Raw genomic sequence first — 21,269 nt, forward strand, 5'->3', positions numbered from 1 at the left:
GGCCGCGCGGTATCGCTCGGCGGCGCGGGGTCCTCACGCGTCCCGGTGGGTGATCGGTTGGGCATCGCCAGCCTCAGAGTGCGCTCATCACGTGCTTGACGCGGGTGTAGTCCTCGAGGCCGTACAGCGAGAGGTCCTTGCCGTAGCCGGACTTCTTGAACCCGCCGTGCGGCATCTCGGCGACCAGCGGGATGTGCGTGTTGATCCAGACGCAGCCGAAGTCGAGCTTCGCGGCGAGGCGCATCGCGCGCTGGTGGTCGCGGGTCCAGACCGACGACGCGAGGGCGTACTGGACGCCGTTCGCGGCGGCCAGCGCTTCGGCTTCGTCGCCGAACCGCTGGACGGTGATGACCGGGCCGAAGATCTCGTTCTGGCTGATCTCGTCGTCCTGGCGGACCCCGGAGACCACGGTGGCCTCGTAGAAGTAGCCTTCGTCACCGACCCGGTGTCCTCCACAGTGGACGGTCGCGTGGTCCGGGAGCCGGTCGACGAACCCGCCGACCTTCTCCAGCTGAGCCAGGTTGTTCAGCGGGCCGTACGCGACGTCTTCGTCGTCCGGCTTACCGGTCTTCGTCGCTTCGGCCTGCCGGGTGAGCGCGGCGACGAAGGTGTCGTGCACCTCGTCGGCGACCAGGACGCGGGTGGCGGCCGTGCAGTCCTGGCCGGCGTTGAAGTAACCCGCGACGGCGATGGCCTCGGCGGCGGCTTCGAGATCGGCGTCGGCGAAGACGATGACCGGCGCTTTGCCGCCGAGTTCCAGGTGCACGCGCTTGACGTCGACGGCGGCGGACCTGGCCACTTCGATGCCCGCCCGGACCGAGCCGGTGATCGACACCATCGCCGGGATGTCGTGCTCGACCAGCGCACGACCGGTGTCGCGGTCGCCGCAGATCACGTTGAAGACGCCGGGCGGGAAGAACTCGCCGGCGATCTCGGCGAGCAGCAGCGTCGACGCCGGAGTCGTGTCGGACGGCTTGAGCACCACGGTGTTGCCGGCGGCGAGAGCGGGCGCGATCTTCCAGATGGCCATCAGCAGCGGGTAGTTCCACGGCGTGACCTGCGCACAGACCCCGACGGGCTCACGTCGGACGAACGACGTGTGCCCCTCCATGTATTCGCCCGCGGCGCGGCCTTCGAGCACCCGCGCGGCCCCGGCGAAGAACCGGACCTGGTCGAGAACCATCGGGATTTCCTCGGCCATGGTCAGCGCGATCGGCTTGCCGGTGTTCGCGGACTCGACGCGGACGACCTCGTCGGCGCGGGCTTCCAGGGCGTCGGCGAGCTTGAGCAGCGCGAGCTGGCGCTGGGCGGGCGTCGTCGCGCGCCAACTCTCGAACGCGGTCGCGGCCACGGTGAGCGCGTTGTCGACGTCCTCGGGCCCGGCGATCGGGGCGGTGCAGTAGGGGCGCCCGGTCGCGGGATCGACGATCTCCGCCGTCCGGCCCGGCTTGGATTCGACGTACGCGCCGCCGACGTAGTGCTTCAGCTCCTGCGGCGGGGTGGGTGGGCAGGTAGAAGACACGGTGACTCCTCGGTGCTGGCGGGAGCTAAAACATATGACCCCATATGTAATATGACAAGAGCATGAGGCAAGATTGGTGCGAACGGGTACCGGCCGGAGGGGCACGATGCGCCAGGGCATGTCGCACAGCGCGCGATCCGCCATGTTCGCGCCGCTCGGCCAGGTCGGGCGGGCGGAAGCGGTGGCGGCGCGGCTGGTCGACGCCATCACGCTCGGCCTGCTCGCCGACGAGGAGCAGCTACCCAGCGAAGCCGACCTGGCCGCGCAGTTCGGCGTCTCGACCGTGACGGTCCGGGAAGCTCTGGTGGCCCTTCGGCACCAAGGCCTGGTCGAGACCCGGCGAGGGCGCAGCGGCGGCAGCTTCGTCCGCGCGCCGGCCAACCCGCCCTCGGACGCCTGGCGCGAGCGGCTGCGCGAAGTGTCCCTGTCCGACCTGCGCGACGTCGGCGACCACTACCTCGCGATCGCCGGGGCCGCCGCCAAGCTCGCCGCCGAACGCAGCTCACCCGAGGACGTCGCGCGGCTGCGGCTGGCCACCGGCGACCTCCGCACGGCGCACGGCATCGACTTCACGCGGGCCGAGCGGCAGTTCCACCTGGAGGTCGCGGCGGCCGCGCAGTCGCCGCGGCTCACCCACGAAGAGGTCCACCTGCAGAGCGAGCTCGGCGGGCTGCTGTGGCTGTCGCTCGGCCCGCACGGGACACATCCGCACGAGGAGCACGCGGCGATCACCGCCGCGATCGCCGGCGCGGACGGCGACCTGGCCCGCAAGCTCACCGAAGAACACGTCCTCGGCGCACTCGACCGGCTCGCGGACGTGCACCTCGACCTGCTCGCCCCGTACTCTGCCGATGGCCACTGATCCGGCCCGTGGCTCCGCTCCAACCCGCGCATCGAGGTGAGCACTGTGAACGACACCCGCACGCTGGCCGGCGACGAGGTCGTCGAGCAGGTTTCCGCGTTGGTGGAAGGGGTTTTCGAGCGGTTGAAGCCCCTGCTGGCAGCGGCCGAGGCGGTGCTGGCCGACGCTCCGGCGGCCGCGGCGCTGCACCGCATCCGGCCGCAGGTCACCGAGGTACTCGGCGGCCTGATCGTCGGCGCGGGGTTCGTCAGCGCGCCCCACGTGCTCACCGACTCGGAGTTCGGCTTCGAGTGGTGGTCGGCGGGTTCGCCGCCGTCCCAGCTGTTCATCAGCCTTGATCCGGGCAGCGAGAACTTCCTGGACTACACGCGCCAGTCGTGGTTCACGGTCCCGCGCGACACCGGGCGGCGGCACATCAACGGCCCGTACGTGGATTACCTGTGCACCGACGAGTACACGCTGACGTTCACGATCCCGGTGTTCCTCGCCGGGTCCTTCGCGGGCGTGGTCGGTGCCGATGTGTTCGTGCGCGAGTTCGAGCGCGCGGTGCGTCCCCGGCTGCGATCCCTGGGGCGCGGGGCGGCGCTGCTCAACGCCCAGGGGCGGGTGATCGTGTCCAACAGCGTCCGGCAGCCGACGGGGTCGCTGGTGCGGGAGGCCGACGTCCCGGCCTGGTGGACGTCCGGCGCCGAGCCGGGGCCGGCCCTGCGCCGCTGCGGCGACTCGCCGATCGTGCTGGCGCTCTAAGCCTGGAGCGCCACCCAGAGTTCCGCGCGGACGCCGGGGGAGTCGAGGTCGCGGCCGAGGAGTTCCGCGACCTTGGTGATGCGGTTGCGGAGCGTGTGCCGGTGGACGCCCAGCCTCGCCGCCGCGACGTCCCAGTGGCCGTGGTGTTCCAGCCAGCAGCGCAGCGACGACTCCAGGTCGCCGCGACCCGTCGCGTCGTGCTCGCGCAGCGGGGCCAGTGCGCCGTGGGCAAACGCTTGCGCCACCACGGGATCGATGAGGGACAGCAGGCCGCGGCCGGTGTGCTCGGCCGCCGACACCAGGATCTTGTCCTCGGCCTCGGCGACCTGGGCCGCCAGTTCCGCCTGCTCCAGCCCGGCGGCGAAATCCGCCGCGGACACCGGCCCAGCGACGCCGCCGTAGAGGCCACCGATGTGGAGTGCCGCCGCCGCCACGATGTCGACCACCGTGCCCGAACCGAAGGCGACGACCGACGCGCCCCACCGTGCCGCGAACACCGGCTCGCCTTCCAAGGCTGCCAAGAGCTTGCGCCGTGAAGCAGGCGTCCCGGCGAACACCAGCACCGACCACGGCGCGTCCGGAGCCTCGCCACCGGAAGTGGTCAGCACCCGCGACGCCAGCTCGCCCTGGCCACCGACGAGCAGCTCCAGCAGCCCCGACCGCAGGGCCTGCCGCGCCGCGGCCTGCGCGCGATCCTGTTCCAGCGCCAGGGAAAGCACCGACACCGCCGTGTTGACGATGTGCCGCGCCGCCGTGTCGAGCGGTGCCGCGGTCCCCACCGCCAGCACCCGGCGCGCGCTGGTGTCGAGCGTCTGCAGCACGACCTCTTCGCCGTCGAGCGAGAAGGCCCGCGTGCCGGTCCGAAGCCGCTCCAGCTCTTCGCGCAGTGAAGCGCCGTACGCACGTGCGCTCGCCGGAGCGGCTTCGGTGACGGTGGTGCGGTCGAAGAGCAGCACCCAGCCGTCGACCAGCTTCGCCAGCTTCCGCAACACGCCCGGCGGGCCGCCCTTGCCGACCGCCGTGCGGGTCAGCTCCTGCTGGGCGCGGCCGATCCGGACCGTCGTCGCGTACTCGTCGGCCGCCACCGCCCGCGAGACCGCGCGGGTGATCGCGATGAACGGCGTCTCGCGCGGCACCTCCAGGACCGGAAACCCCACCGAAGCCGCCGTCGACACGAGCGCGTGGGGCACCTCGTCGTGGCTCAGCCCGACACCGAAGCCGAGCCCGGCGACACCGGCCTCGACCAGCCGGCGCACGTAGGCCGGCGACGTCTCTTCGTCGAGGGCCAGGCCGGTGGTGAGCAGCAGTTCGCCGCCTTCCAGGAAGGCCTGCGGGTCGGTCAGCTCCGTCGGGTGGACCCAGCCGATGGGCCGATCCAGGAGGTCGTCGCCGGTCAGCACCCGGAGCCCGAGCGGGCGGTCGGCGGTCAGTCCGGCCAGCGTCAGTGCCATAACGGCATATTCTACGCCCGGAATTCGCCAGTTCGGCCAGCTGACGGCCGTCGCGCGCGGACCCATCCTGAGGACGTCCACCCCGCCGCTTCCGCAGGAGCACGCCGTGACCGCAAGCACCACCGCCGGGCCGCAGGCCCCGGCGCCCCGGCAGCGCAGGCTGCGCACCGAGATCCCCGGCCCTGTCTCGCGCGAGCTGCAGGAACGCCGTGTGCACGCGGTCGCCGCCGCGGTCGGCTCGGTGCTGCCCGTCTACGTCACCTCCGCCCGTGGCGGCCTGCTCACCGACGCCGACGGCAACGCGCTGATCGACTTCGGCTCCGGCATCGCGGTGACCAACGTCGGGCACTCCGCGCCGGCGGTGGTGGACCGCGTCCGCGAGCAGGCGGGCTCGTTCACCCACACCTGTTTCATGGTCACGCCGTACGAGGGGTACGTCGAGGTCTGCGAGGCGCTGGCCGAGCTGACGCCGGGCGGCCACGCGAAGAAGTCGGTGCTGCTCAACTCCGGCGCCGAAGCCGTCGAGAACGCCGTGAAGATCGCCCGCGCGGCAACCGGGCGCCAGGCCGTCGTCGTGTTCGACCACGCCTACCACGGCCGCACCAACCTCACCATGGGCATGACCGCGAAGTCGGTGCCCTACAAACACGGCTTCGGCCCGTTCGCGCCCGAGGTCTACCGGGTGCCGGGCTCGTACCCGTACCGGGACGGGCTGTCCGGTCCCGAAGCGGCCGCGCTGGCGATCGACCGGATCGAGAAGCAGATCGGCGGCGACCAGGTCGCGGCCGTCGTGCTGGAGCCGATCCAGGGCGAGGGCGGGTTCATCGAGCCCGCGCCCGGCTTCCTGCCCGCGCTTTCCCGCTGGTGCACCGGAAACGGCGTCGTGTTCGTCGCCGACGAGGTGCAGACCGGCTTCTGCCGCACCGGTTCGTGGTTCGCGTGCACCGACGAGGACGTCGTGCCGGACCTGATCGCGACGGCCAAGGGCATCGCGGGCGGACTCCCCCTCGCGGCGGTCACCGGCCGCGCCGAACTCCTGGATGCGGTGGCGCCAGGCGGCCTGGGTGGCACCTACGGCGGCAACCCGATCGCCTGCGCCGCCGCGCTCGGCTCGATCGCGACGATGAAGGCCGAAAACCTGGCTGCGTCGGCGAAACGCATCGAAGGTGTCGTCTTGCCGCGACTGCGCGCGCTGGCTTCGGAAACGGGCGCGATCGGCGACGTCCGTGGGCGCGGCGCGATGCTGGCGGCGGAGTTCGTGCGACCGGGTACCACCGAGCCGGACGCGGATCTCACCAAGCGCGTCGCGGCGGCCTGCCACCGGGCCGGCGTCGTGGTGCTGACCTGCGGCACCTACGGCAACGTCGTCCGGCTGCTGCCGCCGCTGTCCCTGTCCGACGACCTGCTCGACGAGGGCCTTTCGGTCCTCGAACACGCTGTCCGCACGGAGGCCCGCTCGTGACTTTCCCCTTCTGGGTCGCCGGGAAGCCGGTGACCGGCGGCCCGACGGCTTTCGTCCACCATCCGTTCGACGGCTCGCCGGCCGGTTCCCACTTCGTCCCCTCCCCTTCGGACGTCGAGACGGCGGTCCAGGCCGCGCACGACGTCGCCGACGAGTTCGCGACGCTGCCCGCGCACGTCCGCGCCGGCGCCTTGGACCACGTGTCCCGGGCTTTGGGTGAGCGGTCCGAAGAGATCGCGCAGCTCATCACGGCCGAGTCGGGCAAGCCGCTGAAGTGGGCGCGCGGCGAGGTCGGCCGCGCGGTGTCGACGTTCCGCTGGGCCGCCGAGGAAGCCCGCCGGTTCTCCGGCGAGCTGCAGCGGCTCGACACCGACCCCGGCGGCACCGGCCGGCTCGCGCTGGTGCGGCGGGTGCCCCGCGGCCCGGTGCTGGGCATCACGCCGTTCAACTTCCCGCTGAACCTGGTGGCGCACAAGGTGGCCCCGGCGATCGCGGTCGGCGCGCCGATCGTGCTCAAGCCCGCGCCCGCGACGCCGCTGACGGCGTTGGTACTCGGGGAAATCCTGGCCGGAACGGATCTCCCGGCTGGCTCGTGGTCGATCCTGCCGGTGGACAACGAGACGTCGTCACGGCTGGTCGAGGACCCGCGGCTGCCCGTGGTGTCGTTCACCGGCTCGGTCCCGGTCGGCTGGGCCATCCGCGACCGCGTGCCGCGCAAGCACGTGGCCTTGGAGCTGGGCGGGAACGGCGCGGTGCTCGTCTGTCCGGATTGGACGGACCTCGATTTCGCGGCGCGGCGCATCGCCACCTTCGCGATGTACCAGGCCGGGCAGTCGTGCATCTCGGTGCAGCGGGTCTACGCGCACTCCCAGGTGTTCGACGCGTTGCAGGAGAAGGTTCTGGAGGAGGTGCGCGCACTCCGCACGGGCGACCCGCGCGCCGAGGGCGTCGACGTCGGCCCGCTGATCGACGAGGACGCCGCGGCCCGGGTTTCGTCGTGGATTTCGTCGGCGGTCTCGTCCGGTGCCCGCTTGCTGACCGGCGGCGGGCGTTCGGGCGCCACGGTGGAGCCGACGGTGCTGGCGGACGTGCCCGGGGACGCGTCCGTGCTGGTCGAGGAGGTCTTCGGGCCGGTGGTCTCGCTGGTCCGGGTGGCCTCGGTGGCCGACGGGGTGGCGCGGATCAACGCGTCGCGGTTCGGGCTGCAGGCGGGCGTCTTCACCCGTGACCTGCCGACGGCGTTCGAGGTCTCGGCTTCGCTGAAGGTCGGCGGGGTGCTGGTGGGCGACGTGCCGAGCTTCCGGGCCGACCAGATGCCGTACGGCGGGGTGAAGGACTCCGGGATGGGCCGCGAGGGCCCGGCGTCGGCGATGGCGGACTTCACCGAGGAGCGCGTCACGGTCCTCACCGGACTGACGCTCTAGAGCAGGCCCGGGACCGCGAGGCCGGTTTCGTAGGCGACGATCACCGCCTGGACCCGGTCTCGCAGCCCGAGCTTGCTCAGCAGGTTGCTGACGTGCGTCTTCACCGTGTGCTCGCTGACCACCAGCTAGGCTCCTCGGTGGTTGCGGTGCTGCCTTCGATCATGGTTTTCCGCGCCGCGGAGCGGATCGCCGGTGAGAGCGATTCCACGTCTCCCTCTTGAGGACCAGAGACCACCGAGCGCGGTCGTCAAACCGCTCGCCGCACGACCGGCCACGGCGTAGGTTCGTGGCCGACGACAGGAAGGGCACGTGAGTTTGCCGCGCAAGAGTTCCCGGCCCCTCACCGTCGACGGCGTCGAATACCGGTGGACCGTGCGCCGCAAGCCGACCTACGGGCAGGCGATCGGCGGGACCATGACCTACGCCGTCGAACTCGCCGACCGGCCCGGCGCCACCCTGGTCGTCGACACCGGGCGGCCGCGGCCGGACAACTGGCTACATCTGCCCACCGAGCCCATCCGCCCGGCCGAAGTCGCCGACGGCATCCGCGCCGCTGTGGCCCGGGGGTTCGACTTCACAACCCCGCGAGCGCGGTCGTCAGCGCGGCGTGCGCGTCGACCAGCGAAGGCCCGTACCAGGTGAGGTGGCGGCCCGAGACCAGGACGTACCGCGCGTCCGGGAAGTGGTCCGGGCCGTCGTCGTCGGTGAAGACGTACGGCTCGTCCGGCAGCACCAGCAGGTCCGCGTCCGCGCTCAGGTGGGCCCGCAGCTCTTCGACGTCCGGCCGCGGGTAGCGCTCGGTGTCCCCCGCGTAGACGTTCGCCACGCCGACCCGGCGCAGGACGTCACCGGCGAAGGTGTCGCGGCCCAGGACGATCCACGGCTTGCGCCACACCGGGACCACCGCGTGGAACCGCACCGGCCGGACTTCCCGCCAGACCTCTTCGGCTTCGACCAGCCAGTCCGGCTCCTCCAGTTCGTACGCCTGGGTCAACAGGCGCCGCAGCGACCCCAGCGCGGCCGGAACGGACGCCGCCGCGGCCATCACCCAGACCGGGATCCCGTTGGCGCGCAGGCCTTGCACGTCCTCCGGGCGGTTCTCTTCGGAGTTGGCCAGCACCAGGTCCGGCGCCAGGTCCAGCACGCGGTCGAGATCCGGGTACTTCGACCCACCCACCCGTGGCACTTCCAAAGTGGACGGATGAGTGCAGTAGTCGGTGGCGCCGGCGAGCCGTCCGGGCGCGCTCACCTCGACCGCTTCGGTCAGGGACGGCACCAGCGACACCACCCGGGCCACCGGTCCCTCGATCGGGACCGTCTCGCCCAGGTCGTCCACGAGTTCCGAAGTCCTCATGCGCGTTCGAACGACACCTTTCGCTTCTCGACGTCCACGGCGGTCAGCCGGACCCCGATCCGTTCACCGGCGGTCAGCTTCTCCCCCGCGCACTTCGCCATCACCGTCGGGTCCTCGACCAGGATCTCCGCCTTGTTCTCGTCGGCCCGCAGCACGACCGCGCTGAACTCGCCGCCGACGTGCTCGGCCAGCACCCACGCTTCGACCTGGTCGATGCACGCACGCTCGACCTTCGCGGCGAGGGTGTCCGACGCGCTCATCCGCTCCGGGACGTCCGCCAGCGCCGCCCGCGCCCACGCCGGCGGCTCGCGGCCGGCCGACACGGCGAGGCAGATCTCCGTGGCGAACCGGTCCACCAGCCGCCGGATCGGCGCCGTGACGTGCGCGTACGCGCCGCCGATGCCCGCGTGCGTGGTCAACGCGGGCAGCTCGCCGTCGAACGCGGTGTAGCCCGCGCCGCGCAGCAGCCGCGTCGTGTCGGCGTAGAGCGCCATCGACGCCGGCTGGCCGGGGTCCAGTTTGGCCAAGAACTCCGAAACGGTCTCCTCGGGCGCCCAGGCGATGCCGAGCGCGTCGGCCGAACGGCGCAGCCAGTCGACGGCTTCGGGCTCCGGGTCGGGCAACGTGCGCAGGACGCCGACCCGCGCGTCGATCATGATCCGCGCCGCGGCCATCCCGGTGAGCAGCGAGATCTCGGCGTTCCAGGCGTCGACGGCCGTGCGCGGCCGGCGGGCGAGGACCCAGCCGCCGTCCGGGTCGCCGCTGATCTCCTGCTCCGGCAGCTGCAGCTCGACGGCGCCGCGGCGCACGGCCAGCTCGCGGCGGCGCCGGCCCAGCTCGGGCAGCGCGGCCACCGAGGGGTGCGGGTGGCCGGCGTCGAGCGCGGCCTGCACCGTCTCGTAGTCGAACTGCTCGGTGGACCGGACCAGCGCGCGGCGCACCCGGATGGCCGTCGGCTCACCCGCGTCGTCGGTCTCGATGGTCCAGAGCACCGCGGGCCGGATCTCGCCGGGCAGCAGGCTCGCCGCGCCTTCGGAGAGCACCGGCGGGTGCAGCGGGACGTTCCCGTCGGGCAGGTAGAGCGTCTGCCCGCGCAGGCGCGACTCCCGGTCGAGCGCGCCGCCGGGCGGGACGAACGAGGCCAGGTCGGCGATCGCGTAGTGCACGCGGAAGCCGCGCGCGGTCCGCTCGACGACCATCGCCTGATCGAGGTCCTTGGACCCGGGCGGGTCGATGGTGACGAGCGGCAGGTCCGTCGCGTCCTCCCGGGGACCCGCCGAGGCCAGCGGATCGAGCACCGCGGCCTCCGCTTCGGCCAGCACCGCGGGCCCGAAGGACTCCGGCAGCGAAAACTCGGCACGCAGGGGGCCGAAGTCCCCGCCTGCCGAGTGTGTCCTGATCACGAGGGGAGGCACCCCTCAACCCTAACCCCGACGGGGCCCGGAGATCGCCCGATCGGGCGCGGGCCGGTCGGGTGTACGTTGACCTTGGCAATAATGAAAACCGTCTTCATTCCCAGGAAGGGCTCCGACAAGTGAAGATCGCGTTCGTCGGCAAGGGCGGCAGCGGCAAGACGACGCTGTCGTCGCTGTTCGTCGCGTACCTCGCCGACGCCGGCAAGCCGGTGCTGGCCATCGACGCCGACATCAACCAGCACCTCGCGGTGGCGCTCGGCGCGACCGAGGAGGAGGCGCTGGCGTGGCCGACGCTCGGCGACAACATGGCCCTGATCAAGGAGTACCTGCGCGGCGACAACCCGCGGATCCCCGACGCCGCGTCGATGATCAAGACGACGCCGCCGGGGCGCGGTTCGCGGCTGGTCCGGCCGTTCGAGGACAATCCGGTCTTTTCCACCTGCTTCCGGCAGCTGGGCGGCGTGCGGCTCGGCGTCACGGGCCAGTTCGACGAGGACGACCTCGGCGTCAAGTGCTACCACTCGAAGGTCGGCGCGGCGGAGCTGCTGCTGAACCACCTGGTCGACGTGGACGGCGAGTACGTCGTGATGGACATGACCGCGGGCGCCGACGCGTTCGCGTCCGGGCTGTTCACGCGGTTCGACGTGACGTTCCTGGTCTGCGAACCGACGGTGCGCAGCATCGGCGTCTACCGGCAGTACGCGGACTACGCGCGCGACTTCGGCGTGCGGCTCGTCGTGGTCGGCAACAAGGTCACCGACACCGACGACGGCGAGTTCCTGCGGGAGCAGGTCGGCTCGGCGTTGCTCGGGTGGATGTCGGCTTCGCGGCACGTACGCGCGGCGGAGCGCGGCGCGGCCCGGCCGATCACCGAGCTGGAACCGCACAACCTGGAGACGCTGCGCGCGATGCGGGCGACGGTCGACGCGGAGCAGCGCGACTGGACGCGCTACCAGCGTCAGGCCGTCGAGTTCCACCTGCGCAACGCCCGGGCATGGGCCGGCGCCGACCTGGCGGACCAGGTCGACCCGGAGTTCGTGCTGGGGCCGCAGTTGCCGGTCGAGTCGGCTTAGTCGTCGTTCCAGCCGGCATCGGCCGCGTCGGCCTGCCGGGTGCGTTCCTTGGCGATGTCGAGCGCCCGGCGGGCGGTGGCCTCATCCGGGTACGGGCCCAGCAGGTCGACGCTGCGGCCGCGTTCGAGGTGCTCGACCTTGTGGGTGCGGGTGTTGTAGTACCACCCCGGGTCCGGGTTCGGGTCTTTGGACATGACTCAAGCCTGACACCCGACGGCCCGGCTGTCAGCGCTTGTACCGGTACGGGATCTCGGTCGGCTGCCCGGTCGGGCCGAAGTCCTGGGGTTCTTCGGGCTCTTTGGGTTGGTCGGTGAACTCGTCGAACCAGCCACGGGCGGTGCCTCGTGGCGGGGTATCGGCCTCGGAGCGACCGGAGGGCTGAGGCAGGGGCGTGTCCCGGCCGGGGAACACGGGGTGGGCGTTGGGCGCCGGCGGGACGGGCGGCATGGTTCCGGGGCCCGGGAAGACGGGCCTGGCCGGGGCGGTGTGGCGGGCCGGGAAGGGCTGGGGTGTCGATTCCGGACCGGGGAAGACCGGCTTGGCCCGGGGGGCGGGGTTGGCCTGGGGGGCGGGGTTCGGGGCCGGGCCGGGGCTTGGCGCTGGGTTGGTGCCCTGGGCGGGGCCAGGGGCCTGGTTGGAGCCGGGCCCGACGCCCGCGGCCGGGCCGGATGCTGGGCTAGCGCCGTGGACGGGGCCAGAAACCTGATTGGAGCCGGGTTCAGCACCGGCGGCCGAGCCCGGTGCCGGGCTGACGCCCGGAGACTGGCCGGCGCCCTGGGCGGGGCCAGAAACCTGGTTCGAGCCGGGCCCGACGCCCGCGGCCGGGCCCGGTGCAACAGCCGGGCCGGGTGCTGGGCTGGTGCTCGGAACCTGGCCGGTGCCCGGTGCCGTACCGGCAGGCGGACTGAAGCGGGGAGCCGCGGGGTCAGCGGGCCCCCAGGGTGGCCTCGGCAAATTCGAGCCGGCGGCAGGCGGTTGCGCCTGCGGAGAGACGGGCTCCGGCGCCACGGCAGGCAGCTGAGGTGGCGGGGTGGCAACGGGCGCTTGCGGCGGCGAAATGGCGGACTGCACCGGCTGCGGCACGGTGGGCGGCCCCGGCTGGAAATCAGGCGCCACCGGGTGGATCGGCTTGTCCTCGGCCGGCGTCGCCGCGGCCACCTCGGACTCGGCCGCATCCGACGGCGCAGCCTGAGTCGCAGTTTCCTCCGCCTGAGGCGGGTTCTCGACTGACGGCGAAGCCGCGGACTCGGGCCGGACCGCAGGCTCAGGAGACGCCGTCGGAGCTTCTGCGGCAGGCGGTTCCGTGCCGGAAATCTCCGGCTCGACTACCTCGGTCGGCAACAACTCGGCGGCGGGCGGCTCCTCGGCGGCGAGTGATTCTCCCTCGGGGGCCGGCGGTTCGACTGTGGACGCCGCAGACGCAGGCTCGCGCGGGCCAGCCTCCTCCTGCGGGATCTCGGGTTCCACCCCCGCCACCGGCGCATCTGGCCCAGTCACCGCGGCTTCCGTGTCCGGCGCAGACGCCTCCGGCCGAGCCACCTCAGCTTCCGCCTCCGGAGCAGATTCCTCCGGCCGAGCCACCTCAGACGCAACCGCCGCTTCGGTCACCGGCTGCGGCGAGTGATCTGCCTCATCGGAGACCTCCGATGCGACCGGTTCAGCTTCAGCCACCTCACGCGGGGCTTCGGCGACCGGCTCCGGAGCCGCGTGCCACGCGGCCGACTGTGGCGACTCTGGCTGCTGCGGGGCCTTCACCGGCCCCGGCAGGTCCGCTTCAGCCGCCACCGACCACTCAAGCTCCGTCGGCTCGGCACCCGACGAAGCAGTCGGCGAAACAGCCGGCGAAGCGGAAGTGCTCGGCGCAGCGACCGGTTCGGCGGCCGGGTGCGCGACCGGCATAGCCGAAGCCGGACCCTGGCGACCCCACGTCCCCGGCGGGACTGCCTCCTCCGCCCGGCTCCACCCCGGGCTCGGCGCCGAGGCGGCGTCGTCAGGACGTCCCCACCCCGGCGATCGCGGCTCCTCATACCCCCCGGGCACGTGCTGCTCCGGCGTCCCCGGGACCGACTGGGCCGGGGGCGGGTGCGGCGTCGTCCGCCACACCGGGGCCGGGCCGATGTTCATGGGCGCCGGCGCCTGGCCCGGCGGCGCCCCCGCTCCGGGGGGCGGCGGTGCCGGGCGGCCCGCCGCCCTCGGGATCGGGTCCAGGCACGACACCAGCACCGTCGTGTTCAGCGGGTCCTCGACCTTGCGGCCACTGCGCTCGCGGTAGACCATCTCGCCGTCGGCGTCCATCTCCACCAGGTAGCCCGCCTCCGCGAGCTGTTCCTCGTCGAGGTCAGCCAGCTTCTCGTAGCGCGAGGGCACCACCCGGTAGATCGGCCACGCCAGCGACGCGTGCTCCGCGTGGAACTGCGCCAGCAGCGCCGCCATCTGCTGCTGCCACGGCAACGACATCCCCTCGGCCAGCGACCGCGGCACCACGACGTACCCCGCGTCCACGCCCGGGTAGCCCTGGCCCAGCTGGTCGGCGAGTGGGGTGCTGGACGCGGGACGAGCCGGCTGCCGGGGCGCCTGGGGCGCGCCGAACAGCGCCGCCGGGTCCTGGGGCTCGCCCGCACCGGACTTGCCTCGCCTGCCGAATTTCCGTCCCACGTGCTCATCCTCTGCCAGTACGCGGCCACCTGCTCGTGGAAGCGCCGCGACGTCGGGTGAATCGGTTCCGCTTTCGGCCGAATCCTTCGACCCCTGTTCGTGTCAAGGGCACTCACCCATGCTAAACGCCGGGGCGGACCGCCTGCGGCACCACTTCACGCTCGTCGAAGGAGAAGGCCCGCGTGTGCACCGGGACGCCGGTCTGCTGCGCCTCGACGATCTTGCCGTCGCCGAGGTACATCATCACGTGGTGGATGGTGTTCGGGTCCGACGGATCGTTGGCGAGGAACAGCAGGTCACCGGGCTGCGCGTCGCGCACCGGCAGGAACGCGCCGGCGTGGTACTGGTCGCGGGAGACGCGCGGCAGGATGATCCCGGCGGCCTCGTACGCCCGCAGCATCAGCCCCGAACAGTCGTACGAATTCGGGCCCGTGGCGCCCCACACATACGGCTTGCCCTGCTCGCCCAGCGCGAAACTGATCGCCTTCCCGGCCGCCTGGCTCGGCGGCAGCAGCTCGCCCATGCCGGTGCCGCAGGCGACGACGTCGGCGACCTCGCCGACGTCCTCCACCAGCGTCGCCGCCATCGGCTCCCACTTGTGGTACCGGTCCGGGAAGCCCGAGCGCTCGACGGCCTGCGCGGCGTCGCCCGGGCGCTTGTTCTCCCAGTCCGGCACCGCGAGCAGCACGTCGTAGAACTTGTTGACCGCGTACTGCGGGTTGGTGACATCCGAGATCGAGCCCCAGCCCATCGACGGGCGCATCTGGAAGATGCCCTGGGAGTCGCGGTCGCCGTAGGTCAGGTTGTGCAGCCCCGACTCGGTCATCCCGGCCTGGATCGCGACCTGCCAGGCGCGCGGCGCCAGCGACCGCTGCTTGCCGACCGTGACGATCAGCGCGACGATCCCGCGCTGCTCGTCGTCCAGCTTCGACGCGTCGACCGTGCCGCGGTCGCCCTGGCCGGGCTGCGTCGGCCCGACCGAGGCGTCGCAGCTCATCAGCGAGACGCCCCTGGCCTGCGCCTGCCGGCTGTCGACGACGACCTTCGCGGCGACGGCCGTCACGATCAGGGCGCCGATCGCGACGAACACGATCAGTCCCAGCCACAACCCCAGTCGCCGCACGGTCAGCTCGCCTGGTCGTAGTCGGCGACCCGCCAGCCGGCGTTGGTGTTCACGACCGTGATGCTGAGCTTCGGCCCGTCGGTCGGGATCGTCAGCTGCACCGAGCTGGTGTAGGACGTGCCGACCTGTGGCTCACCGGTGACCTTCGTCGCCGGGATGTTCGCCGGGTCCACCGACGACATCACCGGCAGGTACTCCTCGGTGGTGAACGGCTTCAGGTTGGCCAGCCACTGCTCGGAGGTGATGCCGGCCGGGTGGTTCACCCAGGCCGCGGCCCATTCCTTGGCGACGCGGATCGCGTCGTTGTTCGGCGCCGCCGACGTCGGGGTCACCAGCGGCGCGGAGAGGCGCGTCGGCAGGTTCGACGTCGGCACCGGCGCCGCGACGCCGGGGGGCGTCGCGTGGGCGGACGTGGTGGTCCCGGGGGGCGCCGCCGCCTTGGCCTGCGGTTTGCCGACCACCTTCGGCAGCAAGATGCCGAGCGCGGTGACCAGGATCGCCAGGAACACCAGCGTCCCCATCAGGTGGCGGGGCGAGCGCAGCGGCCAGCCCCACAGCCGGCGGTAGACCGCGGTGCGGCCGCGGTTGGTGCGGATCGGCATCGGTCACCGCCCCATCACTTGGTCGGTCTCACGGGGTTCTTCACGGACCTCGATGCCCCGCGACGGCCGGTACAGCACGAAGACCGGCTTGCCCGCGACGACTTCGGGGTCGACACGGCGTGGCTGCGCCCGCACGCCCGGCGTCCGAGGCGCGTCGCTGGAGCCGGACTCGGGCGTGCGCAGGTCGGACGGCACGACGACGGGCTCGGGCTCGTCGCTCCAGCGCCGGTCGGCCACCGGGGAGGTGTCGACGCGGCGGCTCTCCTCGCCCCGGAGCGTCGGACGCCCGCCGGAGCCGACGACGACGTACTCGCCCGGATCGCCGTTGACGGGGTTGTACTGGCCGTACACCGGGGAGCCGGGGCGGCGGCCCGCGGGAAGCGCGCCGGCCGGGGCGCCGTTGATGGCCCCTGGCCAGGCACCGGACCAGGCGGCGGCCGGCCGGGACGCGCCCGAGCCGCTGTCGAGGCGCTGGGCGTTGGCGAAGATCGTGGCCTCCGGCCGGAACCGCCCCCCGCCGACGGTGGCGCCCATCGGCCCACGCTGCTCGCCGTCGACGACGTCGTCGGTGTCGCGCACGTTCTGCCAGAACTCGTCCTGCGGAGTCGGGCCGTTCTGGTGGCGCCGGAACCGGGAGAAGATCCCGCCGCCCGGCGACGGCACCGCGGCGCCGACCATGCTGACCGACATCTCGACCATCTGCCACAACCGCCGCACCGGGCGCCCGACCATGAACAGCAGCACGGTGATCAGCCCGGCGAGGACCATCTGCGTGAGCATGTTCAGCGAGCTGCCGGCGGCGAAGATCGCCTGCAGCAGCAGGGCGTGCACCCCCGCGAGCACCGAGAGCACGACGAGGTTGAACGCGACACCGCCGGCGACCTTGAGCACGCGGCGCAGGATCTCCGGGTGCAGCAGCGCGACGAGCCCGATCAGCGGCGCGGTGAGCGCGAAGAGGCGGATGAGGACCTGGGCCAGCAGCACTGACGCTTTCGCCAGGAGCTGGAAGAGCGAGTAGACGAGGGCTTGGCCGAGCGAGAGGAAGCCGGCACCGGTGCGGCCGCCGGCTTCGCCGGTGAAGTAGCCGGTGGCGGGGCCGAGCTTGGTGGAGATGTCCTTGAAGGCGTTCTTCTTGCCGTCGATGACGGACTGGTTGCCGTCGTCGCCGTTGCGCAGCTGTGCCCACGTGAACGCCTGCGCGTCCAGCAGCGGACGGCCGAACTGGTCGGCCTGCGGTGCGGTCGGCGAGCCGAACTCCCCGCGCACCCAGTTCTTGTAGACGATCTCGTTGTGCAGGCTCGTCGGCAGCACGTGCCGGATGACGCGGTCGTCGGATTCGTCGACGAACCCGGCCTGGATGTTCGTCGTGGTCTGGACGATCGCTTTGTCGATCGGATCGAAGTACCGCAGCATCGCCAGCGACGACGCCGCGAGCCAGACCCCGGCCAGGGCGTAGAGCGCGCGTTTGCTGACCGAGGCGAGGTCGCCGCGCCAGATGTTGCGGAACATCATGATCGACAGGATCAGCGCGACCAGCCCGAACAGCTGGGCGTAGATGTTGTTGTAGACCTTCTCCGCGCCCGACTTCACCGCGCTGTAGAGCGGGTTGAGCAGGCCGCCCTCGAGCACGGTGTAGTGCAGCGAGTTCGTCGCGCCGACGATGTTCTTGCCCAGGTTGAACAGCTGGTTGCCGCCCCAGGTGTCCAAAGTGGAGCCCGCAGGCGTCAGGCTCAGCGAGGAACAGTCCGTCTCGAAGGTGTTCCAGACGAACCCGGCGTAGCTGTAGTCGACGTACGCGCTGCCCGCCTCGCCGTGGCCTTCGGCGGGATCGATCGCGCCGACCATGCCCGCGCCGGGGCGTTCCGGGTTCGGCGCCTCACCGCAGGCCGCCGCGCTCGCCGCCGGTGCCGTGGCGATCGCCTGCAGGCCGAGGACGAGCATGACGGCGAACATCGTCGCCTTGCGCCCCGGCGCGCGCCGCCCCGGCCGCGGACCTTCCTTGATCCGCCGCTTGAGCGAGTGCCACCCGGCGGCCAACGTCAGCAGGACCGCCAGAGTCAGCACGGTGTTCATGCGGCGTCCCGGCCGGTGCCGCCCTTTCCACCCGTCCGGGCGTGCTGCTGGCCGTGACCGTTCGCACCGTTCGGTGGTTGGACCCCGCCCTCCACTTCGCCCGTCTCCGACGCCAAGGGGTCCGGGGCGCCGAGGAGGTTCTCGTCGGCCAGGCCGACCTCCAGTTCCGCCGCCAGCTCGAAGTCCTGCTCCAGCTCGATGTCGTCCTCGGGAGGCGCTGCCACGTACTGCTTCGTCTCCTCCGTGCCGGGCAGGGCCAGCTCGTGGCCCGGGCGGGGCTTGGCCGCGTCCTTCGAGCCCGGCGTCGTGTCCATGACCGCGCGGAGGTGCTCCAGGTGCGGGCCGGAGAAGTCGACGCGGATGCGTTCGACTCCGCCGGCGCCGTCGCCGAAGATGAACTGGCGGGGCTCCAGGTCCCGCTCCAGGCCGCGCTGGGCGCCCGGGCGGCGGCCCAGTGCCGCGACGACCTGCTCGTAGCCCACGCCCACCGGGACCTTCAGCAGGCGCAGCGCGTCGGCTTGGGCGTCGTCGTCGTCGAGGCGGCCGACGAACACCGAGTCCAGCAGGGTCACGAAACCCTGGATCTTCAGGAAGTCCGCCGGGATCTGGGAGGACAGCAGCACCCGGACGTTCCACTTCCGCGAGTCACGCGCGAAGCGGTTCATCAGGACGCGCCCGGTCGGGACCTCGGACAGGAAGAAGGCCTCGTCGATCCAGACGCCCTTGCGCATCTCCTTCGGCTTCTCGTACACCGACCGCTGGGTCAGCCACGCCGCCAGGTTCAGCATCTCGACGCCGAGGGATTCCGCGTCCGTCCAGTACTCGCGCGGCACGCCGTCCTTCGGCAGGGTCAGCCCCGCCATCGTCAGCACGGTCAGCCGGTCGTCGCGGGTCTCCGAGTACGGGTCCGCGTCGGTCTCCGGGATGAGCAGCGCCATCCGCTCGCGCATCTCGTCGAGGAAGTCCGCGACGACGCACGCGTGCTCGTGGTGCTCGCTCGAATCCCGCCGCAGCGCGTCGATCACCTGCCCGGGATCCGCGTCGAAGCGGCCGCCGACGGCGCGAACCGCGCGCAGCAGCACGATCCGGGTCTGCGCCATCCGCGACACCTCGTACGGCAGGACACCGGACAGGACGTCCAGCACGAGACGTCGCCGCGTCGCGCCCGCGAGGGCCTTCTCCCGGCGCCAGGAACGCTCGGGGTCGTCCTCGTCCATGAAGTGCTCGATGAGCGGCTCGGCGACCACCCGGTACGGGTTCAAGATCCCCGGCTGGGCGTTGAGCAGGTTGATCGGCCGCGCGTACGGCCGCAGCTCCGGCAGGTCGCACAGCCGCGACAGCGGGCCGGACGGGTCGAGGACCGTCCAGTTCGCCCCGGCCCGCAGCGTCTTGTAGACGATGCCACCGCCGAGGAACGACTTACCACCACCCAGGCCGGCGACCATCGCGGTCAGGCCGGAGCCGTCGCGGATCTCCTGGGCCATCCAGGGGTCCCAGGCCACCGGGCGCCGGGTCGCCGTGCACGTCTCGCCGAGCAGGATGCCGCGGCGGTCGCCGACCTCCGCGGTCGCCGTCGGGACCGCCGAGGACGCCCAGACCACCGAGCCGCGGCGCATGTACGCCGCCGAGGCCAGCGGCTCGCCCGGGATGAACTCCCTGGCCATCGCGTACTGGGCTTCGGGGTGCTCGATGGCGATCTTCGGCTTGTACAGGTCGAGCAGCTGCTGGGCCAGGCGCAGCGCGTCACGCTCGGTCGGTCCGGACACCGCCAGCCGCCACCAGGACCGCACGCGGGTGGCGAGCGCGGTGAAGCCCGACGTCATCTCGTCGTCGATCTCCAGCACCCGTCCGGCCTGGCGCGACAGCGACTGCGGCGGTTCCAGCTCGTGCTCGTCGGTGTAGTGCTTGACCTGCGAGCGCACCTTGTTCATCTGGCGCTGCAGTTCGCTGGCGACCTCTTCGGGGCGCCGCACGTAGATCCGCGCCGACACCTCGACCGCGGCGGGCAGCCGGTCGGCGTGCTGGATCCACGGGTCGTCGACCTCGGGGATCTGCAGGCCGTGCATCTGCCCGACGGTGAGGACGGCCAGGTGCCGCGAGACGCCGGCGTTGGAGCCGGTGCGGCCGCGCACGGTCACGGTCGGCGCGTACGGGTCGGCGTAATAGTCGGCGGCGTCGGTGAAGCTGGCCAGGTCCTCGGGCTCCCAGGCCGCGCCCGGCACGGCGGGCATGTTCCGCGGCGCGGGCAGGCCCAGCGAGCACGAGCGGTGCATCAGCCAGGACATCTCCTCGGCGTGCGCCGGCCGGCCTTCCAGCCCGGCACTGCCGATGACCTGGTCGAGGTGCTCGACCTCGGAGTCCAGCGCGGCCAGCTCGGCGTCGACGGCCTCGGGCAGGATCTTGCGCAGGACCGGCGCGGCCCGCTCGACCGCGCGGTCGACCATCCGCCGGGTCTGCACCTGGACGCCTAGATAGACCTCTTTTTCGGCCATCGAACGGCCCATCAGCTGCTGCTGCTCGCCGATCAGGTAGTCGTCGAACGACAGCGCGCCCGGGACGTCGCCGGGGCGGTTGTGGGCGTTGTAGACGTGCGCCTCGGCCCACATCCGGATCGGGTACGGCCGGTTCGTCACGCGGAGGTGGAGCCAGCGGCCCTGCAGTTCGGCGTACTGGCCCGCGATGGCCGCGATGAGGTCGCGGCGCTGCGAGTCGGAACGGAACGACCAGCGCTGCGGCGCGAGCCGGTACCAGGCGTAGACCTCGTAGCCCGAGCGCACCAGGTGCCCGTCGATGCTTCGCACCGCGATCGACGGGGTATACGCGGGAATCGCCTGCTCACCGGGCAGGCGCGCCTTGTTCCCCGAGCCGTTTCGCGACGCGCGGACCTGCTCGGGCGGTTGCCACGCGCCCGAGTGTGCGTCTCGTCCCTGCTTTCCTCGGCTACCGCCGCGACCGAACAACGACTACCTCCCGGCCCGGGCCGCACTGCTGCGGCCCCGACGCGCTCGTGGTGTTCCCTGGACCAACCCTTGAGCCAGCGCAGTGGCGCGGTGCGCCTCCGCCGAGGCGGTGGTGACGGACCCGGCACCCGGCGGCCCGCCGTGGTGCCGGTACTGCCGCCGCCGGCGGTGCTTCGGCACCGGGCGGGTCGCCCGCACCCGGACGCGGCTGGCGCTGACGGCGCCGCCCGTGCCCGTGGTGCGCTTTCTCGGGGTGTTGAGCTCGCGGCCCGCCATCGCGACCACGGTGCCGAGCGGGCGCTCGTGGCTGATCTTGGCCGTGAGCAGCCGGGTGATCGCGATGGTGGCGATGAACCCCCACGCCGTCGAGAAGAACCCGAAGCTCCACCCCGCCCAGCGTTCGACGCCGAGCACGACGAAGAACGTCGGGATGCCGATGAGCCAGGCGACGTACCTGGCTCTCCAGGGAAAAGTCGCTTTCGGTGGGCCGAGCCACACGGCGTCGACCCGGTAGACCTCGTCATCCGTCCTGATGCGCACGCGGCT

The 21,269-nt window shown here is 72.3% G+C and carries 17 protein-coding genes and 1 pseudogene; 6 read left to right on the forward strand and 12 right to left on the reverse strand.

Annotated features, from left to right (window positions below):
• Positions 1-73: 73 nt before the first annotated feature.
• Positions 74-1,522: a gamma-aminobutyraldehyde dehydrogenase gene (locus AB0M82_RS13475; RefSeq protein ID WP_364721049.1), complete on the reverse strand. Its 1,449-nt coding sequence runs from the start codon at positions 1,520-1,522 to the stop codon at positions 74-76.
• Between the two features lie 106 nt (positions 1,523-1,628).
• Between AB0M82_RS13475 and AB0M82_RS13480 the strand changes: the two genes are divergently transcribed.
• Together AB0M82_RS13480 and AB0M82_RS13485 are read left to right on the forward strand one after the other, a co-directional pair.
• Positions 1,629-2,384 (forward strand): FCD domain-containing protein, encoded by a 756-nt coding sequence (locus AB0M82_RS13480; RefSeq protein WP_364721052.1) that lies wholly within the window; start codon positions 1,629-1,631, stop codon positions 2,382-2,384.
• A 45-nt stretch (positions 2,385-2,429) separates the two neighbouring features.
• Positions 2,430-3,131 carry a cache domain-containing protein gene (locus tag AB0M82_RS13485; protein ID WP_364721055.1) on the forward strand — a complete coding sequence of 234 codons (702 nt, stop codon included), beginning with the start codon at positions 2,430-2,432 and terminating at the stop codon, positions 3,129-3,131.
• Here AB0M82_RS13485 and AB0M82_RS13490 read toward each other — a convergent pair.
• Complete coding sequence (locus AB0M82_RS13490) at positions 3,128-4,582, reverse strand: PucR family transcriptional regulator (protein WP_364721057.1); 1,455 nt, start codon at positions 4,580-4,582, stop codon at positions 3,128-3,130. The two genes, AB0M82_RS13485 and AB0M82_RS13490, sit on opposite strands and share 4 nt — an antisense overlap.
• A 106-nt stretch (positions 4,583-4,688) precedes the next feature.
• On the opposite strand from AB0M82_RS13490, the gene gabT reads away from it, so the two are divergent.
• Positions 4,689-6,044 (forward strand): 4-aminobutyrate--2-oxoglutarate transaminase, encoded by a 1,356-nt coding sequence (gene gabT, locus AB0M82_RS13495; RefSeq protein ID WP_364721060.1) that lies wholly within the window; start codon positions 4,689-4,691, stop codon positions 6,042-6,044.
• Positions 6,041-7,468, forward strand: a complete 1,428-nt coding sequence (locus tag AB0M82_RS13500; protein ID WP_364721063.1) for an aldehyde dehydrogenase family protein — start codon at positions 6,041-6,043, stop codon at positions 7,466-7,468. The genes gabT and AB0M82_RS13500 overlap by 4 nt, the downstream gene beginning before the upstream one ends.
• On the opposite strand, the pseudogene AB0M82_RS13505 reads toward AB0M82_RS13500, so the two are convergent.
• Positions 7,465-7,593: pseudogene (locus AB0M82_RS13505) on the reverse strand (LuxR C-terminal-related transcriptional regulator); the annotation flags it as partial. The gene AB0M82_RS13500 and the pseudogene AB0M82_RS13505 overlap by 4 nt on opposite strands.
• Before the next feature lie 184 nt (positions 7,594-7,777).
• Between AB0M82_RS13505 and AB0M82_RS13510 the strand changes: the two are divergent.
• Entirely contained in the window at positions 7,778-8,110 is a 333-nt protein-coding gene (locus tag AB0M82_RS13510; RefSeq protein WP_364721065.1) for a hypothetical protein, read from the forward strand.
• Here AB0M82_RS13510 and AB0M82_RS13515 read toward each other — a convergent pair.
• Positions 8,043-8,822, reverse strand: a complete 780-nt coding sequence (locus AB0M82_RS13515; RefSeq protein WP_364721067.1) for a helical backbone metal receptor — start codon at positions 8,820-8,822, stop codon at positions 8,043-8,045. The genes AB0M82_RS13510 and AB0M82_RS13515 overlap by 68 nt on opposite strands.
• Positions 8,819-10,225, reverse strand: a complete 1,407-nt coding sequence (locus AB0M82_RS13520; RefSeq protein ID WP_364721441.1) for an RNB domain-containing ribonuclease — start codon at positions 10,223-10,225, stop codon at positions 8,819-8,821. Before AB0M82_RS13520 ends, AB0M82_RS13515 begins: the two co-directional genes overlap by 4 nt.
• Before the next feature lie 131 nt (positions 10,226-10,356).
• On the opposite strand from AB0M82_RS13520, the gene AB0M82_RS13525 reads away from it, so the two are divergent.
• Positions 10,357-11,310: an AAA family ATPase gene (locus tag AB0M82_RS13525; RefSeq protein WP_364721070.1), complete on the forward strand. Its 954-nt coding sequence runs from the start codon at positions 10,357-10,359 to the stop codon at positions 11,308-11,310.
• Here the strand turns inward: AB0M82_RS13525 and AB0M82_RS13530 are convergent.
• The 7 genes from AB0M82_RS13530 to AB0M82_RS13560 form a co-directional block, all read right to left on the reverse strand.
• On the reverse strand, positions 11,307-11,504 hold the full coding sequence (locus tag AB0M82_RS13530) for a hypothetical protein (protein ID WP_364721072.1): 198 nt from the start codon (positions 11,502-11,504) through the stop codon (positions 11,307-11,309). The two genes, AB0M82_RS13525 and AB0M82_RS13530, sit on opposite strands and share 4 nt — an antisense overlap.
• Positions 11,505-11,535: 31 nt before the next feature.
• Entirely contained in the window at positions 11,536-13,965 is a 2,430-nt protein-coding gene (locus AB0M82_RS13535) for a hypothetical protein (RefSeq protein WP_364721075.1), read from the reverse strand.
• Between the two features lie 121 nt (positions 13,966-14,086).
• Positions 14,087-15,088, reverse strand: a complete 1,002-nt coding sequence (locus AB0M82_RS13540) for a C40 family peptidase (RefSeq protein WP_364721078.1) — start codon at positions 15,086-15,088, stop codon at positions 14,087-14,089.
• Between the two features lie 2 nt (positions 15,089-15,090).
• The gene (locus AB0M82_RS13545) at positions 15,091-15,690 is read right to left on the reverse strand and encodes a hypothetical protein (RefSeq protein WP_364721080.1); all 600 of its coding nucleotides are present in this window, start codon (positions 15,688-15,690) and stop codon (positions 15,091-15,093) included.
• Positions 15,691-15,693: 3 nt separating this feature from the next.
• A complete protein-coding gene (locus AB0M82_RS13550; protein ID WP_364721082.1) occupies positions 15,694-17,763 on the reverse strand; it encodes a magnesium transporter in 2,070 nt (689 codons plus the stop codon).
• Positions 17,760-20,723 (reverse strand): ATP-binding protein, encoded by a 2,964-nt coding sequence (locus AB0M82_RS13555; RefSeq protein ID WP_364721084.1) that lies wholly within the window; start codon positions 20,721-20,723, stop codon positions 17,760-17,762. Before AB0M82_RS13555 ends, AB0M82_RS13550 begins: the two co-directional genes overlap by 4 nt.
• Positions 20,724-20,726: 3 nt before the next feature.
• Positions 20,727-21,263 (reverse strand): hypothetical protein, encoded by a 537-nt coding sequence (locus AB0M82_RS13560; RefSeq protein ID WP_364721087.1) that lies wholly within the window; start codon positions 21,261-21,263, stop codon positions 20,727-20,729.
• Positions 21,264-21,269: the final 6 nt, after the last annotated feature.

The organism is Amycolatopsis sp. NPDC051128 (genome assembly GCF_040682715.1).
Taxonomy (GTDB): Bacteria; Actinomycetota; Actinomycetes; order Mycobacteriales; family Pseudonocardiaceae; genus Amycolatopsis.